General features: G+C 64.1%; 24 protein-coding genes. 10 read left to right on the top strand and 14 right to left on the bottom strand.

The window, feature by feature from the left end; genetic code table 11:
• Positions 1 to 72 precede the first annotated feature (72 nt).
• Together B0G75_RS12120 and B0G75_RS12115 are read right to left on the bottom strand one after the other, a co-directional pair.
• Positions 73 to 576: a hypothetical protein gene (locus tag B0G75_RS12120; RefSeq protein WP_106305664.1), complete on the bottom strand. Its 504-nt coding sequence runs from the start codon at positions 574 to 576 to the stop codon at positions 73 to 75.
• 266 nt (positions 577 to 842) lie between these two features.
• Entirely contained in the window at positions 843 to 1427 is a 585-nt protein-coding gene (locus tag B0G75_RS12115) for a YigZ family protein (RefSeq protein ID WP_106305057.1), read from the bottom strand.
• 298 nt (positions 1428 to 1725) lie between these two features.
• Here B0G75_RS12115 and B0G75_RS12110 point away from each other — a divergent pair, with 298 nt between their 5' ends.
• Positions 1726 to 2352, top strand: a complete 627-nt coding sequence (locus tag B0G75_RS12110; RefSeq protein ID WP_106305054.1) for a LysE family translocator — start codon at positions 1726 to 1728, stop codon at positions 2350 to 2352.
• A gap of 51 nt (positions 2353 to 2403) precedes the next feature.
• Here B0G75_RS12110 and B0G75_RS12105 read toward each other — a convergent pair whose 3' ends face one another.
• Positions 2404 to 2772: a hypothetical protein gene (locus B0G75_RS12105; RefSeq protein WP_106305051.1), complete on the bottom strand. Its 369-nt coding sequence runs from the start codon at positions 2770 to 2772 to the stop codon at positions 2404 to 2406.
• 309 nt (positions 2773 to 3081) lie between these two features.
• On the opposite strand from B0G75_RS12105, the gene B0G75_RS12100 reads away from it, so the two are divergent.
• The gene (locus B0G75_RS12100) at positions 3082 to 3720 is read left to right on the top strand and encodes a 2-hydroxychromene-2-carboxylate isomerase (protein ID WP_106305048.1); all 639 of its coding nucleotides are present in this window, start codon (positions 3082 to 3084) and stop codon (positions 3718 to 3720) included.
• Between the two features lie 39 nt (positions 3721 to 3759).
• Here B0G75_RS12100 and B0G75_RS12095 read toward each other — a convergent pair whose 3' ends face one another.
• The gene (locus B0G75_RS12095) at positions 3760 to 4017 is read right to left on the bottom strand and encodes a DUF2866 domain-containing protein (protein ID WP_012427844.1); all 258 of its coding nucleotides are present in this window, start codon (positions 4015 to 4017) and stop codon (positions 3760 to 3762) included.
• A 274-nt stretch (positions 4018 to 4291) separates the two neighbouring features.
• On the opposite strand from B0G75_RS12095, the gene B0G75_RS12090 reads away from it, so the two are divergent.
• Positions 4292 to 5407, top strand: a complete 1116-nt coding sequence (locus B0G75_RS12090) for a diguanylate cyclase (protein WP_106305045.1) — start codon at positions 4292 to 4294, stop codon at positions 5405 to 5407.
• Positions 5408 to 5588: 181 nt separating this feature from the next.
• Here B0G75_RS12090 and B0G75_RS12085 read toward each other — a convergent pair whose 3' ends face one another.
• From B0G75_RS12085 to B0G75_RS12075, 3 genes are all read right to left on the bottom strand, one after another.
• Positions 5589 to 7322: a penicillin-binding protein 2 gene (locus B0G75_RS12085; protein WP_106305042.1), complete on the bottom strand. Its 1734-nt coding sequence runs from the start codon at positions 7320 to 7322 to the stop codon at positions 5589 to 5591.
• 25 nt (positions 7323 to 7347) lie between these two features.
• Positions 7348 to 7971, bottom strand: coding sequence for a trimeric intracellular cation channel family protein (locus B0G75_RS12080; RefSeq protein ID WP_106305039.1), 624 nt, complete (start codon positions 7969 to 7971; stop codon positions 7348 to 7350).
• A gap of 413 nt (positions 7972 to 8384) precedes the next feature.
• Entirely contained in the window at positions 8385 to 9926 is a 1542-nt protein-coding gene (locus B0G75_RS12075) for a methyl-accepting chemotaxis protein (protein WP_106305036.1), read from the bottom strand.
• A 605-nt stretch (positions 9927 to 10531) separates the two neighbouring features.
• On the opposite strand from B0G75_RS12075, the gene aepX reads away from it, so the two are divergent.
• From aepX to B0G75_RS12060, 3 genes are read left to right on the top strand one after another with little or no spacing between them, the layout of a single operon-like run.
• Positions 10532 to 12277 carry a phosphoenolpyruvate mutase gene (gene aepX, locus B0G75_RS12070; protein ID WP_106305033.1) on the top strand — a complete coding sequence of 582 codons (1746 nt, stop codon included), beginning with the start codon at positions 10532 to 10534 and terminating at the stop codon, positions 12275 to 12277.
• The gene (gene aepY, locus B0G75_RS12065; protein WP_106305030.1) at positions 12274 to 13437 is read left to right on the top strand and encodes a phosphonopyruvate decarboxylase; all 1164 of its coding nucleotides are present in this window, start codon (positions 12274 to 12276) and stop codon (positions 13435 to 13437) included. Before aepX ends, aepY begins: the two co-directional genes overlap by 4 nt.
• A gap of 15 nt (positions 13438 to 13452) precedes the next feature.
• The gene (locus tag B0G75_RS12060) at positions 13453 to 14520 is read left to right on the top strand and encodes a 2-aminoethylphosphonate aminotransferase (protein WP_106305027.1); all 1068 of its coding nucleotides are present in this window, start codon (positions 13453 to 13455) and stop codon (positions 14518 to 14520) included.
• Positions 14521 to 14553: 33 nt separating this feature from the next.
• On the opposite strand, the gene B0G75_RS40600 is transcribed toward B0G75_RS12060, so the two are convergent.
• The 3 genes from B0G75_RS40600 to B0G75_RS12045 form a co-directional block, all read right to left on the bottom strand.
• Positions 14554 to 14706 carry a hypothetical protein gene (locus B0G75_RS40600; protein WP_165614491.1) on the bottom strand — a complete coding sequence of 51 codons (153 nt, stop codon included), beginning with the start codon at positions 14704 to 14706 and terminating at the stop codon, positions 14554 to 14556.
• A 100-nt stretch (positions 14707 to 14806) separates the two neighbouring features.
• Entirely contained in the window at positions 14807 to 15511 is a 705-nt protein-coding gene (locus tag B0G75_RS12050; protein WP_106305021.1) for a PIG-L deacetylase family protein, read from the bottom strand.
• Positions 15512 to 15980: 469 nt separating this feature from the next.
• A complete protein-coding gene (locus tag B0G75_RS12045; RefSeq protein WP_106305018.1) occupies positions 15981 to 17621 on the bottom strand; it encodes a UdgX family uracil-DNA binding protein in 1641 nt (546 codons plus the stop codon).
• Positions 17622 to 17976: 355 nt separating this feature from the next.
• Between B0G75_RS12045 and B0G75_RS12040 the strand changes: the two genes are divergently transcribed.
• The gene (locus B0G75_RS12040) at positions 17977 to 18522 is read left to right on the top strand and encodes a PaaI family thioesterase (RefSeq protein WP_106305015.1); all 546 of its coding nucleotides are present in this window, start codon (positions 17977 to 17979) and stop codon (positions 18520 to 18522) included.
• Between the two features lie 102 nt (positions 18523 to 18624).
• Here the strand turns inward: B0G75_RS12040 and B0G75_RS12035 are convergent, their stop codons facing one another.
• From B0G75_RS12035 to B0G75_RS12020, 4 genes are all read right to left on the bottom strand, one after another.
• A complete protein-coding gene (locus tag B0G75_RS12035; RefSeq protein ID WP_106305012.1) occupies positions 18625 to 19212 on the bottom strand; it encodes an NTP transferase domain-containing protein in 588 nt (195 codons plus the stop codon).
• Between the two features lie 124 nt (positions 19213 to 19336).
• The gene (locus tag B0G75_RS12030; protein WP_106305009.1) at positions 19337 to 21559 is read right to left on the bottom strand and encodes a xanthine dehydrogenase family protein molybdopterin-binding subunit; all 2223 of its coding nucleotides are present in this window, start codon (positions 21557 to 21559) and stop codon (positions 19337 to 19339) included.
• Positions 21556 to 22557, bottom strand: coding sequence for a xanthine dehydrogenase family protein subunit M (locus B0G75_RS12025; protein WP_106305006.1), 1002 nt, complete (start codon positions 22555 to 22557; stop codon positions 21556 to 21558). Before B0G75_RS12025 ends, B0G75_RS12030 begins: the two co-directional genes overlap by 4 nt.
• A gap of 12 nt (positions 22558 to 22569) precedes the next feature.
• Positions 22570 to 23295 carry a 2Fe-2S iron-sulfur cluster-binding protein gene (locus tag B0G75_RS12020; RefSeq protein WP_106305003.1) on the bottom strand — a complete coding sequence of 242 codons (726 nt, stop codon included), beginning with the start codon at positions 23293 to 23295 and terminating at the stop codon, positions 22570 to 22572.
• Between the two features lie 143 nt (positions 23296 to 23438).
• On the opposite strand from B0G75_RS12020, the gene B0G75_RS12015 reads away from it, so the two are divergent.
• The 3 genes from B0G75_RS12015 (at position 23439) to B0G75_RS12005 (ending at position 26763) form a co-directional block, all read left to right on the top strand.
• Entirely contained in the window at positions 23439 to 25562 is a 2124-nt protein-coding gene (locus tag B0G75_RS12015) for a D-(-)-3-hydroxybutyrate oligomer hydrolase (RefSeq protein WP_106305000.1), read from the top strand.
• A 146-nt stretch (positions 25563 to 25708) separates the two neighbouring features.
• Entirely contained in the window at positions 25709 to 25927 is a 219-nt protein-coding gene (locus tag B0G75_RS12010; RefSeq protein WP_106304997.1) for a hypothetical protein, read from the top strand.
• A gap of 23 nt (positions 25928 to 25950) precedes the next feature.
• A complete protein-coding gene (locus tag B0G75_RS12005; protein ID WP_106304994.1) occupies positions 25951 to 26763 on the top strand; it encodes an exodeoxyribonuclease III in 813 nt (270 codons plus the stop codon).
• The last annotated feature ends 31 nt before the right edge of the window (positions 26764 to 26794 follow it).

Here is a 26794-nt window from a genome sequence, read left to right as displayed (position 1 = left end):
CCGGCAAGACGGCGCGCGCGACACCCTCATGCGATTGTAGCGAAGCTGGTGATGCCGATGTCGAAGGTGCGCTTAATTCACCGCTTTGACAAATCCCGGATCGCCGATCAACGCGTCGACGCTCAGCTTGACCGTATCTTCAATGGCGATGGTGCTACTGGTGAACTTCGGCGATTTTTGCTTGACCGTCTTGGTGGTTGAGAACACAACCTTCTGGGTCGCGGCGTCGGTCACCACATAACGCATTTTCAATGTCCAGAACGCCGGCGAGCGCGCGTCGTCCACCGTGAAATTCTCGATGCTGCCGCTGAGGACCCGCTTGCCCTCGTCGAGATGAAAACCGGCGACCCGCAGGCTCTTCACAATGCCGTTGCGCACGGTTTCATTGATGTCGTTCTTGAGCACGATGCCCGTCATCGCCGTGTTTTCGATGCGGTTCGGCGAAACTTGTCCGCTGCGAGCGGGCATGTAGGCGAAGTCACTTGCAGGGGCGACGCTAAGCCAGCCGGTCGGATGCGCTACCGCGCGTGCCGAGCTATTCAGGCCGAACCACGACCATGAGCAGGCGGAGAGCATCAACGGCAGCGCGATCGTGCCGCATCCCTTGAGGACGGTCGAGCTCAACGGTGAACGCGTGGCATTGAGCGACTGCGGCACAGACGCGCTCCGATGCGGCGACTCAGGCGCTGTGCTGGAAAAAGCGGCGGTCGAGGTCAGAGGAGTTACCCTATTAGATTGAGTCATTCCGGGGGAATAACCGACATGGTAACAGCGGCCCGGACCCTGGCATCTCTTAATCGGGTAGCACTCGGCTCCTCCCAAGGGCGAGGCACGCCACGCCGTCAGAAGAAGCCGGCTTTTCCCTGAGTCATATCCACCAACGCTCGCTGCGCATCGTCCACTGCGTTGATGGGCAAGCGGATCGTCATCTTCACCAGCATCGCGTAGGCGCTGTCCACGAGCGCATAGCCTTCGGCATCGATCCATCGGCGCACTTTCGCCTCGTCGGCGTAACTGACCTCGACGGTCAGCGAAATCTGCGCGATACGCTCGACACGCGGCGCATCCAGCAGCGCCGAAGCGATCGCATCGGTGTACGCGCGCACGAGGCCGCCGGCGCCGAGCTTCACGCCGCCGTAGTAGCGCACGACGGCGGCCAGCACGCCGTCCAGGTCGTGATGCCGCAGCACTTCGAGAATCGGCCGGCCGGCGGTGCCGGAGGGCTCGCCGTCGTCGGACATGCCTGACTGGCCGCCGGCCAGCAGCGCCCAGCAGACGTGCGTGGCGGCAGGATGCTCGTCGCGCAGGCGCCGCAATTCGGCCATCGCGGCGTCGCGGTCGGCAACCGGTATCGCGTACGCTATAAATCGGCTCTTGCGTATCTCGAGTTCCGCGCTCAACGCCGCGGGCAGGGTGTAAGTGGGCAAGGCAAGGAGTTCGGTTGATAAAAAATGCAGGCCGCACGCGGCGTCGTGCCCGCCATGGTAACGGATCGGCGGCCGCCGACGGAGTCTCGCCGGGACGACCCTGCGCGGCCTCTGCGCCTGGGTTAGCGGCGTCCATTGTGCCGGCCCGCTCGTCGCACGTTCATCGTGTAAGTCGTGGCAATGCGTGGGCGGAAGGCACGGCGCGCGCCGATCAGAAATCACCCATTCGTCTACAATCTTCCGCTGAACGCGCGTGCCTGTTTGCTGAAACCAGCGCGTCATCGAGGAGACAACAAACATGCTTGACCTATCCACGTTAGGGACTTTCGTTGCGGTTGTTCTCGGGCTCTTTCTGATTCCGGGTCCGGCCGTGCTGCTGGTGTTGACGCGCACCGTGCATGGCGGCCGCAAGGCCGGCATTCTCACCGGCCTGGGCATTGCGGTTGGCGATTTCATTCATACGCTGGGCGCATCGGTCGGCCTCTCGGCGCTGCTGATGACTTCGGCGCTGGCCTTCAACGCGGTCAAGTTCGTCGGCGCCGCCTACCTGGTTTATCTGGGCGTTCGAGCGTTGCGCGAGAAACAGGCCAGCGCGCATATGCCGGCCGTCGCGCCGGTGTCCGCCTCGAAAGCGTTCTTTCAGGCCATTCCCGCCGAAGTATTGAATCCCAAGACCGCGCTGTTTTTTCTCGCGTTTCTGCCGCAGTTCGTCCGTCCCGAACACGGTTCCACGTTTCTGCAGTTCACCACGCTCGGGCTGATTTTTGTCGGCATGAGCGCGCTCTATACGACGCTGATCGTGTTGACGATTCGTCCGCTGGGCAAATTCGTCAAGCGTCTGACGTGGCTGACGCGCTGGCAGAACAAGATCATCGGCGTGCTGTTCATTTCGCTCGGCCTGCGCGTGGCCACGCAAACGCGTTGATCGAATGGCGCGGCCTCGCTTAATCGCAACGGCAGCGAGGGTGCGTCCGCGCTAGATATTGCGGCGTTGTCGCCTGAGGCGGCCTTCGCGCGCGTATTCCATCTGGCCTTCGGTGCGAACCGCAAGCCTTTCCTGCTCGGCGCGGCTCATTTGCCGCGTATCGTCGATCTCGCCGACCCGCAGCACTTCCTGGGCGATTCTGATGCGCAGTGTCATCAACGGTTCGCCGCGCTCGACCAGCGCGCGGTCCGCGGCGCGCGCCTGCTGGACGCCGCCGTCGATCAGGTTGCGCAGTTCCAGCAGCGTGAGCCGCTGCCGCTGGATTTCGAGGATGAGCCGCTGCACGGCCTGCTCGTCGCGCGTGCGCCACCAGGCGCGCAGCTCGGCGAGCGTGGGAGGTTCGAAAGGTGGAAGGCGCATTGCTCAGACAAAAAGTACTGTATATATGTACAGTATATCCCGTCTTTTTACGGGAACGCGTAGAGCGCGTTCCCAGTTCATCGGCGCGGTGGAAGAGGTGTGTATCGCTCAGGACAGCGCGAGCATGATTGACGTGGAAACCACGATGATGAAAAGACACGCGGCGGTGAGAATGTCGTACGGATAGTTCATGTTATGAGCATCTGACGTAGCGGTGTGAAGGGCCATCATAGGGATAGGTGCGCTGTCCGACTGTTAAGCTTTGCAAGACATAAACGAGGTCCGGCTACCTATGACTGGAGGGCAAAGATGAACGGGACAGCAACGTGCGTGCCCACGCATGCACGGGAAATCGATTTCTGGTTCGACTTCGGCAGCAACTACAGCTACCTCAGCGTCATGCGCATCGAAGCGGAGGCCGCGGCGCGAGGCGTGCAGATTCACTGGCGTCCGTTCCTGCTGGGGCCGGTGTTTCGCGACCTCGGTTTCGACAATTCGCCGTTCGTGCTTCAGAAGGAGAAGGGCGCGTACGTGTGGAAGGACATGGAACGGCAATGCCGCAAATACGGCATTGCCCTGAAGCGTCCCACCACGTTCCCGCGTGCCGCGCTTCTTGCGATGCGCGTGGCGCTGCTCGGCGCGCAACGGGAATGGATCGCCGCCTACTGCCGCGAGATCATGCAGCTGAACTTCGCGCATGACCGCGATATCGGTTCGATGGAAGTGGTGAGCGGAGCGCTCGATGAGTTGGGTTTGCCGGCGGGGGAGATCATCGCCGAAGCGCAAAGCGACGCGAACAAACTGCGCTTGCGTGAACAGACCGCGGCGGCCGCGGCTCGCGGCATTTTTGGCGCGCCGACGTTTTTTGTCGGCGATGAAATGTTCTGGGGCAACGACCGGCTGGAGGATGCGTTGGACTACTGCGCGTCGGTCGCCGCGAGCGGCTAGGGTGTCGAATGCGCGGCGCGCGATCGGCGCCCCGCTGTGTTATTCGTTGCCGTCCTGGCAAAACCGGCGGCCCGGCACGTGCGACACGACAGCCTGCGCGATCTCTAACGGCGTGCTCTCTGCGGGCACCACCCGGCGGCTCGATTCGGGCGTGTGCTTCATGGTCCATTCGACGAGCCGGTACGAGCGGCCCCAAGGATGCTGGAGCGGGTCCGATACCTTGCATGAATGAATCTGGCTGACCCACTCGTTGCCGGGCATGGCGCGCAGATGCTCGAATACCGTGTCTTCAACCATGGTTTGACTCCTTCTTCGCGGGCCTGCAGCCCATCTTCTGGCGCGTTGTCGACACCCGGGGGGAAAAGCGCCGCCGATGTTCTGGCGGCTTCAACAGGGGATGTTGTGCCTCATGGTTGCAGCAAAGAATTAAGCCAGACTTAAGAACGCAAAAAGCGGATCGCGTAAAAACGTAGTTGCCGCGATCAGACCCTCAAGCCCTCGCAAAATCCGCCGTTATTACAGCGATTGGGGTCGCCAACCCCGCTTCGCCTTCGGGCACGCCCCTGATAACGTGACGAACCTCGCCCAAACGCCGCTTTCCGAGCGCCTTCGTTCGCTCGTCGCTACCGTGCAGCACAACGAGCGCACGCTGCGGCGCTTCCAGAACGTCGAGTTGCGTTTGATCGGTGCTCAGGACTTCGCATCGTTTCTCGAGACGCTGTTCACCGAATTACCACGCGAATTTGCGCTGACGGGCGTGACGCTCTGGCTCGACGACCGCGCGCCGATGCTGCGCGAACTGCTCGAGCCGGCCGCGTTGCGCGCACTCGATCAGTGGAAGCTGCTGGTCTCGCGAGAAGGCGGCCTTGCCGCGCAAGGCTTATGCGAAGAGGGGCGGCCTTGGCTCGGCAATCTGCACGGCATGGGCGATTCGGCGCGGCGTGCGTTCTTCGGCGCCGGCGCAACACCCGCGAGCGCAATCGTGCTGCCGCTTGCCGCGGGCGATGCCGTGAGCGGTTATCTCTGTCTCGGCAGCGACGACCCGGCGCGTTTCGCCGAGGGCATGGCCACCGACATTCTGGAGCGCTTCGCGAGCATCGTGACGGCGAGCCTCGACAACGTCGCGCATCGCGAGCGGCTCAAGCAACTGGGCATGACCGATTCGTTGACGGGCCTCGCCAATCGTCGCTATTTCGACGAGCGGATGCGTGAGGAGATCATGCGCGCCTGTCGGTACGGCGTGCCGGTGGCGTGTCTGTTCATCGATATCGACAGCTTCAAGCGGATCAACGACACCTACGGCCATCAAACCGGCGACCGCGCGTTGGCGGCGGTGGCCGCTTGCGTGCGGCACCAGGTGCGTCTCGGCGATACCGTGGCGCGTTATGGCGGCGAAGAATTCGCGGCGCTGCTGCAAGGCGACCGGGCCGACGCGCTTACCGTCGCCGAGCGTGTGCGGCTGGCGGTCGAACGGCTGGCTTTGCAGGACGATCATGGCGAACGCATCGTCCTGACGGTGTCGATCGGCGTGGCGGCGCGCACGATCAGCGGTACGCCGACCGAGGCGGCCAGACTGGGCGGCGCGCTGATGGAAGAAGCCGATCGCGCGATGTATCAGGCCAAACGCAACGGCCGCAATCGCATCGAAGCGCTGGTTAAAGCGGGCGATGCGGAAACGGCACGTTGATCTGAGGCGCTGAAGCTCGCGCCGAGTTCGCTTGACCGGCGCGACTGGATGACCGGCCTGATGGACGAAATTTGGACGCAATTGGACGCAACTGGCAACTCAACGCGGCAATCTTCCGCACGGCATGCGCAAGAAACTGCGGGCCTCGCCTGGCTCCCCATATGCCGCTTGAAGGTCGCGTTCAAGTGCCCGGCGCATCCGGCGGCACACCCAGCAACTGCAGCGCTCCGCCCGTCACGCCGCTGAAAACCGGGCCGGCCACCGTCCCGCCATAAAACGCCTTGCCCGCCGGATCGTCGATCATCACCGCAACGATCAGGCGCGGATCGCTCATCGGCGCCATGCCGACGAACAGCGCGCGGTAGCGGTTTTTCGCGTATGTCGCGCCGACCTGTTTGCGCGCCGTGCCGGTCTTGCCGCCGATCCGGTAGCCTTCCACCGTCGCCGCGCGGCCCGTGCCGCCCACGCCGGTCGCCATTTCCAGCATCGAGCGGATGGCGCGCGCGGTGGCCGGCGTCGTGACCGCGTGGCCCTTGTCGCCGGATGGCGCGGCCGCGTCCGCTCCGTTGCGCAACAGACTCACGCGATGCATCGTACCGTCGCCGGCATAGGCCGTGTAGACCTGCGCCATCTGCAATAGCGACGTGGACAGCCCGTAGCCATACGCCATGGTCGCCTGTTCGATCGGGCGCCAGCGTTTGTACGGACGCACCTTGCCGGATGCCACGCCCGGAAACGTCAGTTCCGGGCGCAAACCGAGTCCGTATTCCTGATACTTGGTCCAGATCTTCTCAGCCGGCAGATTCAGCGCGAGCTTGGCGAGCGCGATGTTGCTCGACTTCTGCACGGCTTCGGCGACGGTCATCACGCCATGATTGGAGGTGTCGTGAATGACTGCTGGCCCGATCTTGTACCAGCCGGGCGCGGTATCGATCACGCTCTGCGGCCGCACCTTGCCCTCGTCGATCGAGAGCGCGACGACTACCGGCTTGATCGTCGAGCCCGGCTCGAAGGTATCGACCACCGCGCGATTGCGCAACTGGCGGCCGGTCAGGCGGGCGCGGTCGTTCGGATCGAAGCTCGGGTAGTTGGCGAGCGCGAGAATCTCGCCGTTGCGCGCGTCGAGCACCACCACGCTGCCGGCTTCGGCGTGATGTCTGGCGATCGCTTCCTTGAGCTGCGCATAAGCGAGCTGCTGAATCCGCCGGTCGATCGTCAGGTGGATGGTTTCGCCGTTTTGCGCGGGCACGAGCGGCCGCGTCTCGGACACCACGCGGCCCAGCCGGTCGCGGATCACTTCGCGCTGGCCGGGCACGCCCAGCAGTTGCTCATTGGCGGCGAGTTCGACGCCCTCCTGGCCGTTGTCTTCGATATCGGTAAAGCCCACAACGTGCGCCGCCGACTCGCCTTCAGGATAAAAGCGCTTCGAATCCGCGATCTGCGTGATACCCGCGAGGCCCAGTTTCGACAGATGCCCGGCGGTCTCTGCATCCACCTGACGCTTGAGCAGGACGAAGGTCTTGTTACCGTTCAGACGCCGGCGCAGTTCCGCGAGCGGCAGGTCGAGCAGCCTGGAGAGCGGCGCGACAGCGGCTTCGTCGATCAGCTTGGGCGAAGCCCAGATCTCGTAGGTTGCGAGACTGACAGCGAGCATCGAGCCGTTGCGATCGACGATCCGCCCGCGCGTCGCGTCGAGCTCGATGGTGCGCTGATAGCGCTTTTGCCCTTGATCGACGTAGAAGTCCTGGTTCACCACCTGTACCCAGAACGCGCGTCCCGCGAGCGAGGCGAACGCGCCGAACACCAGCAGAACGATGAATTTCGAACGCCACATCGGCAGGCGCGCGGCCAGCAACGGGTGCTTCGCGACGGGCGCGTAGGGATCGTGCGACTGCGATTTCTTCTTCTGGATCATTGGATGCGCATAACGAACAGCTCGATTAACTTGCGCCGCCCGAATCGGCGGCGGTGAACACTTTGAGATGCCAGCGGAAACGCACGGCCAGCATGCGCACCGCGAAACCGCCTGCGAGCACGCCGACCGAAGCCGGTCCAGGCGCCACGCCGCACGCCTGCAAGGCTACATACGCGGCGCCGGCGCCGAGCGCGATGCTGGCGTATAACTCCTGACGCAACACCAGCGGCATCTGATTGCACAGCACGTCGCGCAACATGCCGCCGCACACGCCGGTGATCGCGCCGGCCAGCACGACAATGGCGGGGCTCACGCCCATCGTCGCGGCCACGTCGCAGCCGATCACCGTAAAGGCGATCAGGCCGATCGCGTCGACCGTGACGAAGAGCCTTTGCCAGTTGCGCAGCCACTTCGCGCACGCCGCGGCAACCGACGCCGCCCCGATTGTAATGAGAACGTAATCTGGATGCGAGATCCACGCAAGAGGGTAGTGACCGAGCAGGACGTCGCGCACCGTGCCGCCGCCGAGCGCGGTGACGGTGCCGACGAGGCACAAGCCGAAGCGATCCATGCCGCGACGCATGCCCATGAGCGCACCGGACATGGCTTCCGCGACGATCGCGAGCAGGTAGAGGAGATGGAGCAGCATGACGGCGAGCCTCTGGAACGGCGCTCGCGAACGGCTCCGGCGTGGAGCGCATCCGCGCGGCGTGCGTTAAAAAGCGGCCATTATCGTAAGCGTGCCGTTAGCATGAAAATGCCTTAAGCAAAATTCGGCGATGCCAAATTCGGCTTAAGCTGGTTGCGGTTAGGCGCTTGGTAAGCGTTTGCTGAGCAAGCCGACGCCAGATGTCGTGGAAGCGGTGGTCCGAGGTAGACGGAGCGCGCGGGCGTAAAAAAACCGCGCGGACTTCAAAAATCCGCGCGGCTGTTTCGTTCGATTAATGCGTCGACTCCGACGCGGCGTGTTAAAGAGGCGCTCCCTGCCTGTTGAGCGCCTTCTTTTTTTGTGGGCTGCTTCTGCTGTTTTCCGCTGTTGGTGTCAGGCGGCGCAAAAAACGCTCAGGCCGGCAGTGCGAAGCTCGAAATCGCTTCGCGCAGCACACCCACCTGATCCTTCAGCGAATGCGCCGCGGCCGCAGCCTGTTCAACCAGTGCCGCATTCTGCTGCGTGACCTGATCCATTTCGCCGACCGCGCGATTGACCTGCTCGATCCCCGCGCTCTGTTCGCGCGAAGCATTGCTGATCTCTTCGAGAATCTCGTTCACGCGACGCACCGACTGCACGATCTCGCCCATCGTCGAACCGGCGTTGGCGACCAGCGACGCGCCGGCTTCCACCGTGTTCGTCGAGGTTTCGATCAGCGCCTTGATTTCCTTCGCCGCGGTTGCCGAGCGTTGCGCGAGGCTGCGCACTTCGGCGGCGACCACCGCGAAGCCGCGTCCCTGTTCGCCCGCGCGGGCCGCTTCGACGGCGGCGTTGAGCGCCAGGATGTTGGTCTGGAAAGCAATGCCATCGATCACGCCGATGATGTCGCCGATCTGCCGCGAACTGTTGGTGATCTCGCCCATCGTGCGAACCACGTCGTCGACCACCCGGCTGCCGCGCGTGGCGACGTCCGCGGCCTGGCCGGCGAGATGCGCGGCCTGCAGCGCGCTGTCCGCGTTCTGCTTCACGTTGACCGTCATCTGGTCCATACTCGACGCCGTTTCGACGAGCGCGGCGGCCTGTTCTTCCGTGCGTTGCGAGAGATCCGTGTTGCCGGCGGCGATTTCGGTCGCGCCGATGTTGATGTTCTCCGTGCCGAGACGCACGCGCGACACCGTCTCGACGAGACCGGCCTGCATCGTCTGAAGCGCATGCAGCAGGCTGCCGGCGTCGTCCGCCTGGACCGGCACGCGCGTGGCCAGATCGCCGCGCGCCATCAACTGCGCGTGTTCGACGGCCACTTCGAGATCGCCGCCGAGCGTGCGGCGAATACTGCGCAGCACCAGCAGCATGACGGCGGTGGCGATGGCGCCGAGCGCGACGGTAATGACGAGCCAGCGCAGCAGATTAGCGTAGAACGCGCTTTGCACATCGTCCATGTACATGCCGGTGACGATATACCAGTCCCATGGCGTGAAGTGACGCGAATAGCTGGTTTTGGCCACGGGTTTGTCGCTGCCCGGCTTGGCCCACAGATAGTCGACGAAGCCGCCGCCGTCGCGATTGCCCGCGTTGACGATATCGACGAACAGATGGTTGCCCGCCGGATCGGTGAATTGCGTCAGGTCCTTGCCGATCATCGCCGGCTTGAACGGATGCATCAGCATGACGGGCTGCGAATTGTTGACGGAGATGTAGCCATCGGTGCCGTAACGCATCGCCTTGAGGGAATCGAGCGCCTGCTTTCTGGCTTCCTCTTCGGTGATCGTGTGCTGCTGGGCGAGCGTGTAGTAACGCTCGACGATGTGGTTGGCCTGGTCGATCAGCGATTTCAACTGATCGCGGCGATCCGAGATCATCGAGGCACGGTTTTGCCATGCGCCGAAGCCGCCGATCAGGATCAGGCCGATCCAGAGGACGGCGATCATCGAGGCCAGTTTTTTGTTCAGAGTCATAGCGGTTTCTGCTTTCGCACAGTGGTCGGTCAGGGATTGGATTCGCTTGCGGCGAGTGGCTTGTCGCTGACTGTGTTTACGGCGCGGCGGCAGAGGCTGCGCAGGGCAGGGGAAACCCGCTATCGGATATTTTTATTCGTCTGACCAAATAGGCTTTTTTTCGTCGTGAGGGCGTTTTTATGTTGCGTTCGCACTGGCTTATTTATTTCATGTTGATTAAATTGGGCTTTCCCTTTATTGCCAGTATAAAAATGGCAGTGATTGGCGAATCGATATTAAGCGCTAAGGTTTTCTGTAAATAAAAACGGATATTAAAACCTCAACATCGCCACAATCGCCTGATGACAAAAACGAACGGAGGCGCCGCCCATCGAAGCGTGGCCATGCGGTTGCGTCAGGATTCCACAAAACGCCAATAAAATCCAAGCGGTTTATGGCATTATCGGATTGCAAAAAACGACACATTTTTCCACTTATCCGCAAATGGAGGAAGCCGCTGTCACGAAAAAGACAAATAAATAAAAATTCCGCTATAGTCGCCATTTTCCAGACGCCAGTCGGGCAATACAAGAGCATCAATAAGCCCGGCACAAGGAGTACATAAAATGAACGCCCGCGAACCCGCTTTCGTCTCCGCTTCCCGTAGCGCGCGCCTGCGCCAGATGCTCGTCAGCAACGAACTCGAATTCATGATGGAGGCCCATAACGGCCTGTCCGCCCGCATCGTCCGCGAAGCCGGCTTCAAGGCCATCTGGGGTTCGGGCCTCGCGATCTCCGCGCAATACGGCGTGCGCGACAACAACGAAGCAAGCTGGACGCAAGTGGTCGACACGCTCGAATTCATGGCCGACGCCAGCGATCTGCCGATCCTGCTCGACGGCGATACCGGCTACGGCAACTTCAACAACGTGCGCCGCCTCGTGCGCAAACTGGAGCAGCGCGGCATTGCCGGCGTGTGTATCGAAGACAAGCAATTCCCCAAGACCAACAGCTTCATCAACGGCGAAGCGCAGCCGCTCGCCGATATGGATGAGTTCTGCGGCAAGATCAAGGCCGGTAAAGACTCGCAGTCCGACGAGAACTTTTCGATCGTCGCGCGGGTTGAAGCGTTGATCGCCGGCTGGGGCATGGACGAGGCGCTGCGTCGCGCGGAGGCTTATCGCCGGGCCGGCGCGGATGCGATCCTGATTCACAGCAAGCTGTCGCGTCCGGACGAAATTCTCGAATTCGCGCGCGAATGGGCTGGCCGCGGCCCGCTCGTGATCGTGCCGACCAAGTACTACAGCACGCCGACCGAAGTGTTCCGCGAAGCCGGCATCAGCACGGTGATCTGGGCGAACCATCTGATTCGCGCGGCGACCTCGGCGATGCAAGCCGTCGCCAAGGAAATCCACACGAGCGAAACGCTCGTCAATGTGGAAGACAGCATTGCCGCTGTCAACGAAATTTTCCGCCTGCAAGACGCCGACGAATACTCGGAAGCGGAAGACCGTTATCTGTCGAGCGGCCGTGCGGCCGGTTCCGCGGTCGTGCTCGCGGCAAGCCGCGGCAAGGGCCTTGAAGCCGTCACCGAAGACCGTCCGAAGGTGATGCTGCCGATCGCCGGCAAGCCGCTGCTGCGTTGGCTCGTCGATGCGTTCAAGAAGCAGGGCGTGAACGACATTACCGTGGTCGGCGGCTATCGCGCCGATGCGATCGACACGGCCGGCATCAAGCTCGTCGTCAATGAACAGCATGCGCAAACCGGCGAACTCGCGTCGCTCGCCTGTGCGATCGATAAGCTGGCCGGCGACACGGTGGTGTCGTATGGCGACCTGCTGTTCCGCAGCTACATTCTGCGCGATCTCGTGGAGAGCGAAGCGGCGTTCAGCGTGGTGGTCGATTCGTCGTTGACCGACGCGGAAAACGCCAGCGTGCGTGACTTCGCATGGTGTTCGGCCGCCGACGACCGTGGTTTGTTCGGCAATAAGGTCGTGCTGCGTCATGTGTCGAGCGGGCAGGATGCATCCTCGGCGATCGCGTCGCAAACACCGCATGGCCGCTGGGTCGGTTTGCTGAACGTGCGCGGCGAAGGCCGTGGGCGTTTGCAGGGCGTGATGAAGCAGTTGCAGGCGCGCGCGGATTTCGCGTCGCTCGACATGCCCGCGTTGCTGAATGCGCTGATCGAAGCGGGCGAATCGATCGAAGTGCAATACGTGCACGGCCACTGGCGCGGCGTGAACGATCTGGAAGACTTCCGTCGCGCGGGCGACTTCGCGCATGCGCAGGCGCCGTTCGCGGCCGCTGCCGGTGCGGCGGATAAAGGGGCGGCCAACGGCGCGACGAACGCTGCCAGCGGAGCCGCGCAATGATCGAGGCAGCACAGTTCGTCGAGGCGGCGCGCGAGCGCGGCTTCGACTGGTATGCGGGCGTGCCGTGCTCGTATCTGACGCCGTTCATCAACTACGTGTTGCAGGACGAATCGCTGCATTACGTGTCGGCGGCCAATGAAGGCGACGCCGTCGCGTTGATCGCGGGCGTCACGCTCGGCGCGCAAAACGGTCGGCGCGGCATCACCATGATGCAGAACTCCGGGCTCGGCAACGCCGTCAGCCCGTTGACTTCGCTCACGTGGACCTTCCGTTTGCCGCAATTGCTGATCGTCACGTGGCGCGGCCAACCCGGCGTCGCCGACGAACCGCAGCACGCGCTGATGGGCCCGATCACGCCCGCGATGCTCGACACCATGGAGATTCCGTGGGAAACCTTCCCGACCGAAGCCGACGCCATTGGCCTGGCGCTCGATCGCGCCATCGCACATATGGATGAAACTGGCCGCCCGTACGCGCTCGTGATGCAGAAGGGCAGCGTGGCGCCGTATGAATTGAAGGACAGCGGCGCGAACGAACGCCGCGCGCCCGTCGCGCCGCAATCGCAATTCACGAATGTGGCGGCGAGCGAACTGGCGTCGCGTCACGACGCGCTGAACAAGGTGATCGCGCACACGCCGCCCGAATCGACGGTGGTGCTCGCGTCGACCGGCTTTTGCGGGCGCGAACTCTACGCGATCGACGACCGTGCGAACCAGTTGTACATGGTCGGCTCGATGGGTTGCGTGACGCCGTTCGCGCTGGGTCTCGCATTGTCGCGTCCCGACCTGCATGTGGTCGCGCTCGACGGCGACGGCGCCGCGCTGATGCGTATGGGCGCGTTCGCCACCATCGGCGCGTACGGGCCGTCGAATCTCACGCACGTGCTGCTCGATAACGGCGCGCACGATTCGACCGGCGGTCAGGCGACGGTGTCGTCGCAGGTTTCGTTTGCGGGCGTGGCCGCGGCTTGCGGTTATGCGTCGGCAGTCGAAAGCGACGACGTGAACGTGATCGACGCCCTGTTCGAAGCGGCGCCGCTCGACGGCCCGCGCTTCGTGCGTCTGGCCATCCGCCGCGGCACGCCCGACGGGCTGCCGCGTCCCACCATCACGCCGCCGGATGTGAAGACGCGTCTGATGCGCCACATCGGCGCTGCTTAAACTCAAGGAACGCTCATGCTGCTGCTCAATCCCGGTCCGGTGACGCTCACCGAGCGCGTTCGCAACAGCCTGTTGCAGACGGATCTGTGCCACCGCGAAAGCGAGTTTTTCGATCTGCAGGAAGAGGCGCGCACGCGCCTCGTCGATCTGTACGGTCTCGACGCCGGCGAATGGCAGGCCGTGTTGATGACCGGCTCCGGCACGGCGGCTGTCGAAAGCATGACCGCCGCGCTGGTGCCGCAGAACGGCAAGCTGCTCGTGGTGGAAAACGGCGTGTACGGCGAGCGTATTTCGCAGATCGCCGCGCAGTACGGTATCGCGCATGAATCGCTGAAGCACGACTGGATGCAGGCGCCCGATCTCGCGAAGATCGCCGAACGCCTCGACGCGGACAAAGCGTTCACGCACGTCGCCGTGATTCATCACGAAACCACCACCGGCCGTCTAAACGATCTGGCGGCGCTCGGGGCATTGTGCCGCGCGCGCGGACTGCGTCTGCTGGTGGACGGCGTGAGCAGCTTCGGCGCGGAAACGATCGATTTCGCCGACGCCAGTCTCGACGCGGTGGCCGCCACGGCGAACAAATGTCTGCATGGCGTGCCGGGCGCGTCGTTCGTGCTGGTGCGCCGCGCGGCGCTCGCGCAGGCGGCGAGTCGCACGTATTACCTGGATCTCGGCCGTCTCGCGAAGTTGCAGGACCAGCGCAACACGCCGTTCACGCCGTCGGTGCATGCGTATTACGCACTTGTCGAAGCGTTGCGCGAACTCGCCGACGAGGGCGGCTGGCGCGCGCGTCACGCACGCTACGCGGCGCTGGCCGAACAGGCGCGGGCGGGCCTTGCCGAGCGCGGTATCGGCAGTGTGTTGCCGCCGGAAGAGTCGTCGGTGGTATTGCGCGCGTACCGCTTGCCGGAAGGCATTGCGTATCCGCGACTGCACGACGCGCTGAAGGCGCGCGGCTTCGTCATCTATGCAGGGCAAGGCGGCTTATCGGCCGAACTGTTCCGCATCTCGACGATGGGCAACATTCACGCCGCCGACATCGACCGTCTGTTGCAAGGCTTTACCGAACTGATGCACTGATTCGCGCTTCTGGTGGCTGGCCGCGCAACGCGGTCACACCGGGTCTTTGTCCGGCGGCCCATCGGGGCGCTGCGGTTCCTCGGTGTGATGGCCAGGCGACGGCGGCACTAGCGGATCGGCTTCCGGGTCGCGATTTGGATCGGCGTTGGGGTCGGGAATCGGACTGGTATGCATGTCGTAGCTCATGGCAGCACCTTTGAGTGGAGAAGAGGCCGGTGCGGCGACGGCGTCGAACTCACGCCGGCCGTTCTCTTCAAGCGTAGGCCTTTCCGGCACACCGCGTCTCCTACTTTTTGACGCGACGGCCCACGCTGAGTTGCCAGTAACGCTCGGTCGCGAAGACGTCGTCGTAATTGCCCGCGCCGAACGCTCGCAACTGGCTCTCATAAGCATAGACCGCCTCGCGTTTGAGTTGCGCGCGGCGCTGCGTGTCGATGGTGTGGCCGGCGCTCGGACTGGCCGGCGTCGCGACGACGCCGCGCTGCGCGAGATCGGCGAGCCGCGCCTGCACCACGCCGGGCGTGCGCCGGTGAATTGCTTCCTCGTAGCCGAACCAGGTCAGATGCGACAGGCGCGGCAGGATTTCACAGCAGGCTTCGAACACTCGCACGTGATCGTCGTGATATAGGCCGAGCGGCATCAGCAAGGTGTTGGCTGTAGTGCGGTAGATGGTTTCTTCGAGCGCCGCCGCCATTTTGCTGATCGAGGGCGAGTCCAGGTACTGACTGTCGCGAAACGGCATGCGCAGCGGAATTGCGTCGAGCACTTCGAGTGCGCGGTTGTCTTCCAGCGTGCGTTCGTGGATGGCCTGATGGGCGTTCGTAAAGCCCGACTTTTTATCCCATTCGGTATGCATCGTGTGCTCGGGCGGCGCGGCGAATACGGTGCAGACCGCCGCGTCGGGATGGGCGGCGAGCAATGCGCCGCAACTGAAGACGGCGTCGTCGAAATGGGGCGAGACAATGAAAAGGCGTGGGCTGGTTTCGCTCATGGGGCGTGTGTTGGTTCGCGACGCGCGGGCCGTGGACGAAGCGGGTAGAGGCCGAGTGTCGCGCCGATGCATGGAAAAATGCGGCGTCACATCAGCTTAGGCGGAATCGTCGCGGCTTGCGCGGCGGGTTTGTGACGTGCAAGCAGCGTGCCTGAAGGTGCCGCCTGGTGGCGCGTTCCCGGAGAAGCTCACCGTGATGGCACTGTCAGCTCCTGAACTTGCTCACCTTTGCTGAGACTGAAATGCGAACGCCGCTGTTCGGGGTCCGACGGCTGTCGCACGCAAGAAACGCTAGCGGGACTCTCCCGTGTGGGAACGCTTGGCGCGACTGGGCGATGCTTCCTTTGAGCGGCGCCCCCACTCGGGTGAGTCGTGCACATGTGAGCGATAAAGCGTCATAAGGAGTCACATGTGAGCGGTTGGGCGGATTATCTCAACGGGCGAGCGTTTGGTATTCGAGGCAAAAAAGCTACGCCCTTTCCGCCACCAACCCCGCCGCGTGCCTGAACGCTGCCACCATGCCCGTGACAATATCCTCGCGCAACCGTCCATCGGCCATTTTCAGCGCATATGACGGATGCCACGTTGGCACGATCAGCCGGCCGCCGTGATCGATGGTCTGCCCGAGATATTCGGACAGATTGACGTGCGCGCCCGTCAACGCCTTCAGCGCCGTCGCGCCGAGCGTAACGACCACGCGCGGCGCGACCTGCGCGAGCTCGTGGTCCAGCCAATACTGGCAAGCCTCGACCTCGCGCCGCGCGGGCGTGCGGTGCACGCGTTGCTGTTCCAGCGTTTCCCACTTGTAATGCTTGACGGCATAGGTCAGATAGAGCGCCGAGCGTTCGAGGCCGGCGCGGGCGAGCACCGTGTCGAGTAGTTGACCGGCGGGGCCCACGAATGGCACGCCGTGCTGGTTCTCATGCTCGCCGGGTTGTTCGCCGACTACCATGAGCGCGGCCCGAGCCGGACCGGCGCCCGCGACGGCCTGCTTCGCGTTGCGCCACAACGCGCAGCGTCGGCAGGTGGGCAGCGGGCCGGTGGGCTCGCGCAGCGGTGGCGTCATCGCTGAATATTCGAGCGGCGGCATTGCCGGAACGGTGACAGTGCCACTCTGCGCGCCGAGACGGCTCCGTTCGCGCGCGAGTTGCGCTGGCAGCGGCGGACCAGCGGGGGGCGATTTCCAGTAACGCAGCGGCACGGGCGCCGGCGCGCCATTGAATACGCTGGCGTAGTAGGCGAGCCAGAGCGCCTCGGTGGGTTCACTGGTCGTGGCTTCGCCGGCCATGGCGGCGGAGGGCAATGTCGGAGTGGTTGACTCCTTCCGCTGGCTCGGCGGCAATGCTGGCGTGGTCGGCCCGTTCCGCTGGCTCGGCGGTAATGTCGGCGTGGTCGGCCCGTTCCGCTGGCTCGACGGCAATGCTGGCGTGGTCGGCCCGTTCCGTTGGCCTGGCGGTAATGATGGCGTGGCTGGCTCGTTCAACTCACCGGCCGGCAAAGCGTGTGTGACGTGCCCGTTTTCTTCCGTTGCCGGCCGGCTGATTTGCAGCAACATGCCGTTCCAGAACACCGCGCCTTGCGGCGTCGCCAGCATCCACGTTGAATCGCCCATGCGCTCGGCAAAACGCTCGGCGGCCTGCGCCAGCAGATCATGATGCGGCTCGTACCAGCCGACGAATTCCGGCGGTCCCATGGACGGATCGCGTCGCCTGAAGAGGGTGAGCGCCACCAGATCACTGGTTTCATGCTCGACCGACTGGATGCGCTGATCGAGCAACGCGCCGTCGGCGTCTTGTGGATCGAGAACGTGGCGTTCGCCGTGTGTCCAACGCCACAGGATGCGATAAAGCAGGGACCAGCGGTCCGGCGCGTAATAGCAGGCCGCCGTTTTCAGCCAGGCGAGCAGTTCACGAGGAATGGCGGGCGTGGGAGCGGCCGGAGCGGTGGCGGAACCTGGTTGAGCGCTTGCGTTGCCGCTATCCGAGCTGGCCGAATCGCACGAATCGCATTCAACCCACTCGATCCGCTCCGGCTCGACCCCTTGCCGCAGCAGTTCCCGCGCCGCATGGCGCCAGGCGGCAAAAGACGGTTCGATAGAAATGCGTTTCATGCGGACGCGCCGCGGCTCTGCGTAGCTAAGCGCATGAATCCGTGCGGACTGAAAATACTGTATGGATATACAGTATGCGCCTGAATGTCGGTCCAGATCAAGCGTGTCACCGCAGGGAAACGAAATTCGTGAGCGGGATACCTCCACTGAAACCAGGTCACGGCCAATGGCGCTTCATGATCGAACCATGCCCGATAGCGGCCATTGGCCGATCGACCTTCTGCAAACCAAACCTTCCAACGTTCGCCAAAGCGGCGCCCACAGCCTTACGCCCGATAAAGCAAGCAGCATCCGTCGCCGATTGATGATGTAATTGGCGGCCTCACTCTCTTTTCATTCACCGGGGACACCTGCATTGGCTAACGAAGAACCAACCCTTGAACGCTGGATTGCAGAAGAACGGGACGTGCTTGCCAAAATCAATGCCGGGCCGGGACCCGGTCTGGCGAGTCCGGAGCAGATTGCGGGCAAGTCGGGACTGGAAGTATTGCAAGCGATCGTCGCGGGCGAATTGCCCTACGCCGCGATCGCAAAGACGCTCGACTTCACCCTCATGGAAGTCGCTGCGGGACACGCGGTGTTCCAGGGCACGCCACTCGCCCAGCATCTGAATCCGCTGGGCACAGTTCACGGCGGCTGGATGGCGACGCTGCTCGACTCCGCGCTTGGCTGCTCCGTGCACACGATGATGCCGCCTGGGCGTGGCTATACGACCGCCGAACTGAGCGTGAACTACGTGAAAGCGGTGACACCGCGCCTGCAGCGTGTCCGCGCCGAAGGCAAAGTGATCCACTGCGGCCGTCAACTGGCGACCGCGGAAGCGCGTCTGGTCGGCCCCGACGGCACGCTTTACGCCCATGCCACGACGACCTGCCTTGTGTTCGAGTTACCTAACCGATAAGTCGGGATTTCACGCGGCCCGCTGCCCGTCAGATCGTCGGTCGCGTAGCTCACTTCATCGCCACGCGCGTCCCGCGCTTCGACCTTCGCGCAATCGACCGGCCTACAGCTCGCGCAAATCTTCAGGCGTATCAACGTCGCGCAAAATACCCGCATCGTCGACGTCGAGCCGCGTCACCTGCTGCGACATGAACAAGGATCTGGCGCCGGTATCGCCGTCGAGCGCCAGCAGCGCGTCGCGGTGCTCGATGCCGAAGCCGACCGGATGCCCGCGCTGCCCCCGGTAAAACGGCGCGACCAGCGAAGCTCCACTATCTAGCGCGCGCGCCACCTCTTCGATCGTGGTGGTGGCGATGCGCGGCATGTCGGCGAGCGCGACGATCCAGCCTTCGGCCTCCGCGCTAGCCTCGACGCCGGCGGCGAGGCTAGCACCCATGCCGCGTTCGGCTTCGGCCGCGAACACCACGTCGCAGCCGGCGTCGTTGAGCAGTCGCGCGAGCGCTTCCGAACCCGGCCGCACCACGGCCACCACCTGAGTGACGACCCGCAGCAGCCGATGCGCGGCTTCATGTGCCACCGGCGTGCCGTCGGGCATGCGTGCCAGCAGTTTATTGTGCAGGCCGTCCGGGTCGAAGCGCGAACCGAAGCCTGCAGCGAGCAACACGCCAGTGGCGAGCGAGGCGTAGGCCATGGGCGGGCACCGGTAGAAGGGATGAGGTCGATTGTGCGATGCAACGCGGCCACAGGCAAGCGCCAATATAAATGCGCGGCGCTTGCCGCCTTCAATGCGCGCCGCGACCGCAAAAGCGCCCTCATCAAACCTGCATCGCGCCCATCATCTTATCGAGCGCGACGGGCAGATCGCGCACGCGCACGCCGGTGGCGTGATAGACAGCGTTCGCGATCGCCGCCGGCACGCCGGTAATGCCGATTTCGCCGATACCTCGCACCCCGAGCGAGTTGATATACGGATCCGGCCGGTCAATAAAGGTAATGTCGAGCGAGCCGATATCGGCATTCACCGGCACGTGATACTCGGCGAGATTCGCATTGGTGAAGCGGCCGTAGCGCGTATCGAGCGAAGTCTCTTCCTGCAGCGCCGCCCCGATGCCCCAGACAATGCCGCCCATCAACTGGCTGCGCGCCGTCTTCTGGTTGAGCACGCGCCCCACGTCGTACACGCCGACCACGCGCGCCACGCGAATCGTGCCGAGATCGGCATCGACATGCACCTCCGCGAACACCGCGCCGAACGAGTGAAACGAGTACTTCTGCTTTTCGTCGCCAGGCTTGACGGTCGCACTCGCCTCTATCGGCTTGCCGCCCGAGCGCGCGATGATCGCCGCCGCCGGATCGCGCTTGCCCGGTTGCGAGCGGCTCATCACCCAGCCGTTTTCCACGGTGATGTCGTCCAGCGCGATACCGTGCACGGGTGAAGCCTGATCGGCGAGCGCCAGCGCGATCAGCTGGCTGCGCGCCTGGTTCGCCGCGTCGCGCACGGCCGGCGAGACGCTCGCCGCCGATTGCGAGCCGCCCGACCCCGGCGCTCTGGGCAACGACGAATCGCCGAGCGCGAAGTGAATGTTTTCCGGCGCGAAGCCGAGCGCGTCGGCGGCCACTTGAGTCATCACGGTGTAGGTGCCGGTGCCGAGATCCTGCGTGCCGGAAGCGACCACCGCGGTGCCGTCCGGCAAAATCCGCGCGATGGCGCTGGCCTCGCTGCGATTGGCCGGATAGGTCGCGGTCGCCATGCCCATGCCGATCAGCGTGCCGCCGTTGCGCATCGAGCGAGGCGCGGACGTGCGCCGCGACCAGCCGAATTTCCCGGCGCCGATCTGATAACACTCGCGCAGGGACTTGCCCGACCACGGCTTGTTTTCCTGCGGGTCGGCCTCGGCGTAATTCTTGATACGCAGCGCGAGCGGGTCCATCTTCAAGGCCGCGGCGAGTTCGTCCATGGCCGATTCGAGCGCGAACGAACCGGTCGTTTCGCCCGGCGCGCGCGTGAAGGTCGGCGTGCCGAGATTGAGCGGCACGAGGCGGTGCGTGGTGACCTGGTTCGGCACCGCATACAGCATGCGCGTGACCATGCAGCAGGTCTCCGTCCAATCTTCGATCACCGAGGTGTTCGAGATGCTGTCGTGGCGCATCGCGGTCAGCGTGCCGTCGTGGCGGGCGGCGAGCACGAAGTGCTGTTCGGTGCGCGGTCGCGCGCCGACCGGCCCGAACATCTGCGGCCGTTCGAGTACGAGCCGCACGGGGCGGCCGGTCTGCTTCGCCGCCATCGCGCACAATGACACGTGCGACCACGACGACCCCTTGCAACCGAAACCGCCGCCCAGGAACGGCGAAATGACGCGCACGTCCGACGGTGACATGCCGAACGTCTTCGCGATCGCCTGCGCCGCGCCGCTGACACCCTGCGTCGAATCGTAGAGCGTGAGTTGCGGACCGTCCCAGCGCGCCATCGTGGCGTGCGGCTCCATCGGATTGTGATGTTCGATCGGCGTGGTGTACGTCGCGTCCACGTGCACTGCGCCGCTTTGCAGACCGTCGTCGAAGCTGCCGCGTTGCGTGTCGGTCTGCCGGCCTTGCGGTTTGTCCGGCGCATGCGCGTTCGGCTTGGCTCGCGTGAAGTCCACGGTCGCGGCGCTGCTCTGATACGTAATGCGTAATTGACGCGCGGCGTCGATGGCGTGTTCGAGCGTGTCGGCCACCACCACGGCGACCGGTTCGTTGCTGTAGTGAATCCGATTGTCCTGCAGCAGCGACAGGCGGCGTCCGGCCGGCGGCGCCAACGCGGGCTTGCCGCCGTTCGGCAGACGCGGCGCGTTCTGATACGTCATCACGAGCAGCACGCCGGGCAGTGACTGCGAGCGGCTCGCATCGATCGAGGCGATGGTGCCGCTCGCAATCGTGCTGGTGACGAGCACCGCATGCGCGAGACGCGCTTCCGGAAATTCGGCGGCATAGCGCGCTTCGCCGGTGACTTTCAGCAGACCGTCGGTGCGGTCGACGGCTTGACCGATCAGATTCATGCGACACCTCCCGCGCGGCCGGCGGCCTGGTTCACGGCGCGCACGATCGCGCGTTGCGCGAGCTGCACCTTGAAACGATTCTCGTGCTGCGGCCGCGCTTCGCGTAACGCGGCCGCAGCGGCGTTGCTCAGTGTCGCTTGCGTGAGCGGCTGACCGTTGAGCATCTGTTCCGCGACGCTCGCGCGCCACGGTTTATGCGCGACACCGCCCAACGCGATGCGCGCGGTCTTCACGCGGCCGCCGTCCATCTGCAAGGCGGCGGCAACCGAGACCAGCGCGAATGCGTAACTGGCGCGGTCACGCACTTTCAGATAATGGGAGTTCGCGCTGAAGAGCGGCGGCGGCAAATCGACGGCGGTGATCAGTTCGCCGGGTTGCAACGTGGTATCGACATCGGGCCGGTCACCGGGAAGCCGGTGAAAGTCGGCGAACGCAATGGTCCGCTCGCCGGCTGGCCCGCTCACGCGCACCGCGCCATCGAGTGCGGCAAGCGCCACGCTCATATCCGACGGATTCACGGCGATGCATTGCGGACTCGCGCCGAGAATCGCATGAGTGCGATTGTGGCCCTCGAGCGCCGCGCAGCCGCTGCCCGGCGAGCGCTTGTTGCACTGCGTGAAGGCAGTATCGTAGAAATAGCCGCAACGCGTGCGTTGCAGCAGATTGCCGCCGACCGTCGCCATATTGCGCAGTTGCGACGACGCGCCCGCCAGAAATGCTTGCGAGAGCAACGGGTATTGCTCGCGCACCAGCGCGTGGTTGGCCGCATCGCTATTGCGCACCAGCGCGCCGAGCCGGATGCCGCCGTCAGGCAGCGTCGTGACCGTATCGAGTCCGCTGATATGCGTGATATCGATCAGCCGCATCGGCCGCGCTACGCCGCCCTTCATCAGATCGAGCAGATTGGTGCCGCCGCCGATAAACACCGCCCCCGGTTGCTGCCCCGCTCGCACTGCGCCGGCGACATCGCCGGCGCGTTCATAAGAGATCGCATCCATGCGTTCGCTCCGTCAGGCGTTCGGGTTGTTGTTGCCGCTGACCGGTCCGCCGCCTTCGTGCACCGCGCGTACGGCGGCCACGATATTCGCGTAGGCGCCGCAGCGGCAGATGTTGCCGCTCATGCGCTCGCGGATTTCGTCGTCGGAGAGTTGGGCGGGGCGGCTGCGGACATCGGCCGTGACGGTGCTCGCGGTGCCGTTGCGGAATTCGTTCAGAAGGGCAGTCGCGGAACACAACTGCCCGGGCGTACAGTAACCGCATTGAAAGGCATCGTGTTCAATGAAGGCGCGCTGCATCGGACTCAGTGAGCCGTTGGTGGCAAGCCCTTCAACCGTCGTGATGTTCTCGCCTTCGTGCATCACGGCGAGCGTCAGGCATGAGTTGATGCGGCGGCCATCGGCGAGCACCGTGCATGCGCCGCACTGACCGCGATCGCAGCCTTTCTTCGTGCCCATCAGGCCCGCGTATTCCCGCAATGCATCGAGCAAGGTCACGCGCGGTTCGAGTTGCAGCGTGTATGCGCGGCCATTCACGGTCAGCGTGACCGGACGCGGCGGCACGGCTTGCCGAACCTGAGCCGGCGGCGCGGTGGGGGTTTGGGTTTGCGCGCGCAGATGCGGCGCAGCCCCGACCGTGGCGGCAGCGGCAGCAGATTGAAGAAAGCGGCGGCGTGAAGGTTTTGTTGGGATGGCGGCTGGGACGTCGCCCGGATCCTGACTTTCGTTATGCGAGGACATGACGTTCTATTGACTCCATTGAAAGGTCAATGCAGGCTAGCGATGCGTCGGTATCCGAAGCGTCGCGATCCATTGGACCGCGCGCAGCAATTTGGGTGCCGTTGCATTCACAACGGTATTAGCAAATATCGGAGACGAAAAACATGAAGTCCACTTTCAGAGTCGAGCCCGCGCAACGGCCGGTGCCGGTGGTGCGAACCCTGGCGATCATGTTGGCCTTGTCAGTCGTGCTGACTGCCTGCCACGGCGGCAATGACGTTAGTTCGCCGCCGCAAGCGAACACGCTACCGAGTTTCATTACCGCCTCATCGGTGAAAACCCAGGCCTACGACGGCAATACCGACGATCTGCTTACCGCTGGCCTCGGCAAAACCGGCCTTGGGTCGGCCACGGCGCCGGCCATTGCCAACGCCGCGCAACCTACCGCCGCCGAACTCCGGCGCCTCGCCATCTGGTCGAACTATCGCGCGCTCGTCGACATGACGGCGAACGGCGGCTATGGACGCTTCTGGGGGCCGAACGTCGATCTGAACGGCAACGACACGCTCGGCGAAGGCAAGATCGCCGGCAAGGAATATCTTGCATACGCCGACGACGGCAGCGGCACGCAGAACGTGACCATGCTGGTGCAGATACCGGCGAGCTTCAATCCTGATCAGCCGTGCATTGTCACGGCGACGTCATCCGGTTCGCGCGGCGTCTACGGCGCGATTTCGGCGGCCGGCGAGTGGGGGCTCAAGCGCGGCTGCGCGGTGGCGTACACCGATAAAGGCAGTGGCAACGGTGCGCATGAACTGTCGACCAATCGCGTCACACTGATCGACGGCACCTTGCAGGATGCCACCGCCGCGGGCAAGGCCAGCCTCTTCACGGCCAACCTCGGCAACACCGATCTCGCGACTTACAACAGTCAGTTTCCGAATCGCTACGCGTTCAAGCATGCGCACTCGCAGCAGAATCCCGAGAAGGATTGGGGCAACGATACGTTGGAGGCGATCCAGTTCGCGTATTGGGCGCTCAACGATTCGTACGGCGCACTCGACGGTTCGACCCGCACCGTGCGTTACGCGGGCGGCAGCATCACGACTATCGCGGCTTCGGTGAGTAATGGCGGTGGTGCGTCGCTCGCGGCGGCGGAACAGGACACGTCCGGTTGGATCACCGCAGTCGTCGTCGGTGAGCCGCAGATCAATTTGCGCTTGCCCGCGCAGGTGTCGGTGGCTCAGGGCGGCGTGCCCGTCGGCGCATTCGGCAAGCCGCTCGCCGACTACATGACGCTCGCCAACCAGCTGCAACCGTGCGCGGCGCTCGCGCCCGCCGCGGCCGGCGCGCCGTATCTGACGGCGCTGCCGCTCGCCACGACCACGGCGATTCGCACCGCACGATGCGCGTCGCTGGCAAGGGCCGGCGTGATCGCGGGCGGGGACGTGACGACCCAGGCGATCAACGCGCTCGCGCTGCTGCATCAGAACGGCTACCAGACCGATTCCGATCTGCTGCAAGCGCCGATGTGGGACTCGCAAGCGGTGCCGGCCGTTGCAGTGACTTACGCGGATGCGTACGCGAAAGCGAGCGTCACCGCTAACCTTTGCGACTTCAGCTTCGGCCCGACGAGCGCGACGGGAACAGCGGGCGTAACACCGGCCGTGTCGCCGATGCTCACGGTGTTCGGCAGCGGCAACGGGGTGCCGCCGACCAACGGCATCAACCTCGTCTTCAACTCGGGCGGCGGAGCAGCGGACCACCGGCTGGCGACCCCCGACGGCAGTTACGTGGGCGCCTCCTGCCTGCGTACGCTGTGGACGAACGGCACGCTGGCCAACAGCGTCGAGGCCATCCGCGTGAACGCGAATCTGCATGGCAAGCCCGCGATCATCGTGCAGGGCCGCGCGGATGCGCTGGTGCCGATCAACCACGCATCGCGGCCGTATCTCGGCCTGAATCAACTGAGCGAAGGTGGCGCGAGCAAGCTCTCGTTCTACGAAGTGACGAACGCCCAGCATTTCGATGCGTTCCTCGGCGTGGCCGGCTTCGATACGCGCTTCGTGCCGCTGCATTACTACAATATTCAGGCGCTCAATCTGATGTGGAGTCATCTGAAGAGCGGTACGCCGCTGCCGCCGTCGCAGGTGATTCACACGGTGCCGCGTGGCGGCACGGCCGGCGCCGCGCCCGCGCTGACCACCGCCAATCTGCCCGCGATCGCGGCCAGTCCGGGCATCAACGCGATCACCGTGACCAACGGCGCCGTGAACGTGCCGAACTGAGTCGCGCGAACTGCACACGCCGCGCTCACAACGGCGGCTATCACGCACGCGAGCCGGCGTGCGTGAGCCGCCGTGCAGTGAGCACAGTTGTCCGGGTATAAGCGATGCTACGGCTGTTGAAGTGAAGCGCGTTCAAAGGAGAGCGAATGCAGTTCGACTACCGGCATTTCCATATCGATTGCCGCGCCCGCCATGATGATGACGGCCTCTACTACGCGAGAGCGAAGATCACTCGCGTGCCGCGCAAAAACGAGCACGTGCAGTCGCACGATTCCGGCGACATCGACGCCTTTTCCGACCAGGCCGATGCAATTTCATGCGCGAAGTCCTGGGCGATGGAGTGGTGCGACGCGGCGGCGCAATAGCACGCAGTGCAGGAGGACATGCCGTGGCCAGGCTTCGAATCGCGACCTTCAACATCAACGGAATCCGCTCGCGCCTGCCGGCGCTGCTGCAATGGCTCGAACGCGAGTCGCCCGACATCGTTTGTTTGCAGGAACTCAAGGCGGTGGACAGCGCGTTTCCCGTCGAGCAACTGCGCGACGCGGGCTACGGCGCGATCTGGCAAGGGCAGAGCGCATGGAACGGGGTGGCGATCCTGTCGAAGGGCGAAGCACCGCTGGAGAGCCGCCGTGGTTTGCCCGGTTTCGAGGACGACACGCACAGCCGCTACCTCGAAGCAGCGGTCGGCGGCGTGCTGGTGGCGTGCCTTTATCTGCCGAACGGCAATCCGCAACCGGGCCCCAAGTTCGACTACAAACTGGCGTGGTTCGACCATTTCATCGAGCACGCGGCGAAGCTATACAAGAGCGCTCATCCGGTCGTGCTGGCCGGCGACTTCAACGTGGTGCCCACCGACGAAGACATCTACAACCCGCGCTCGTGGCTGAAGGATGCGCTGCTGCAACCCGAGAGCCGCGAGCGCTACCGGCGGCTGCTCGCGCAAGGTTGGACCGACGCGCTGCGAACGCATTTCGGTGACGAACGCGTCTACACCTTCTGGGATTATTTCCGCCGGCATTGGGAGACGAACTCAGGCTTGCGCATCGACCATCTGCTGCTGAGCGCCGACCTCGCGCCGCGCTTGCGCGATGCGGGCGTCGACCGCTGGGTTCGTGGCGAGCCGCACGCGAGCGATCATGCACCCACGTGGGTCGAATTGGAGATGGGCGCGGCGCCCCGTAAGAAAAGCGGCGCATAAAGGGATGGATAAGCGATAGCGCGCAAACGGC

Origin of the sequence: Paraburkholderia sp. BL18I3N2, assembly GCF_003001875.1 — a bacterium.
GTDB classification, from domain to species: Bacteria; Pseudomonadota; Gammaproteobacteria; order Burkholderiales; family Burkholderiaceae; genus Paraburkholderia; species Paraburkholderia phytofirmans.
The sequence above is the reverse complement of the archived record's forward strand: the minus strand, read 5'-3'. Positions and strand labels throughout refer to the sequence as shown.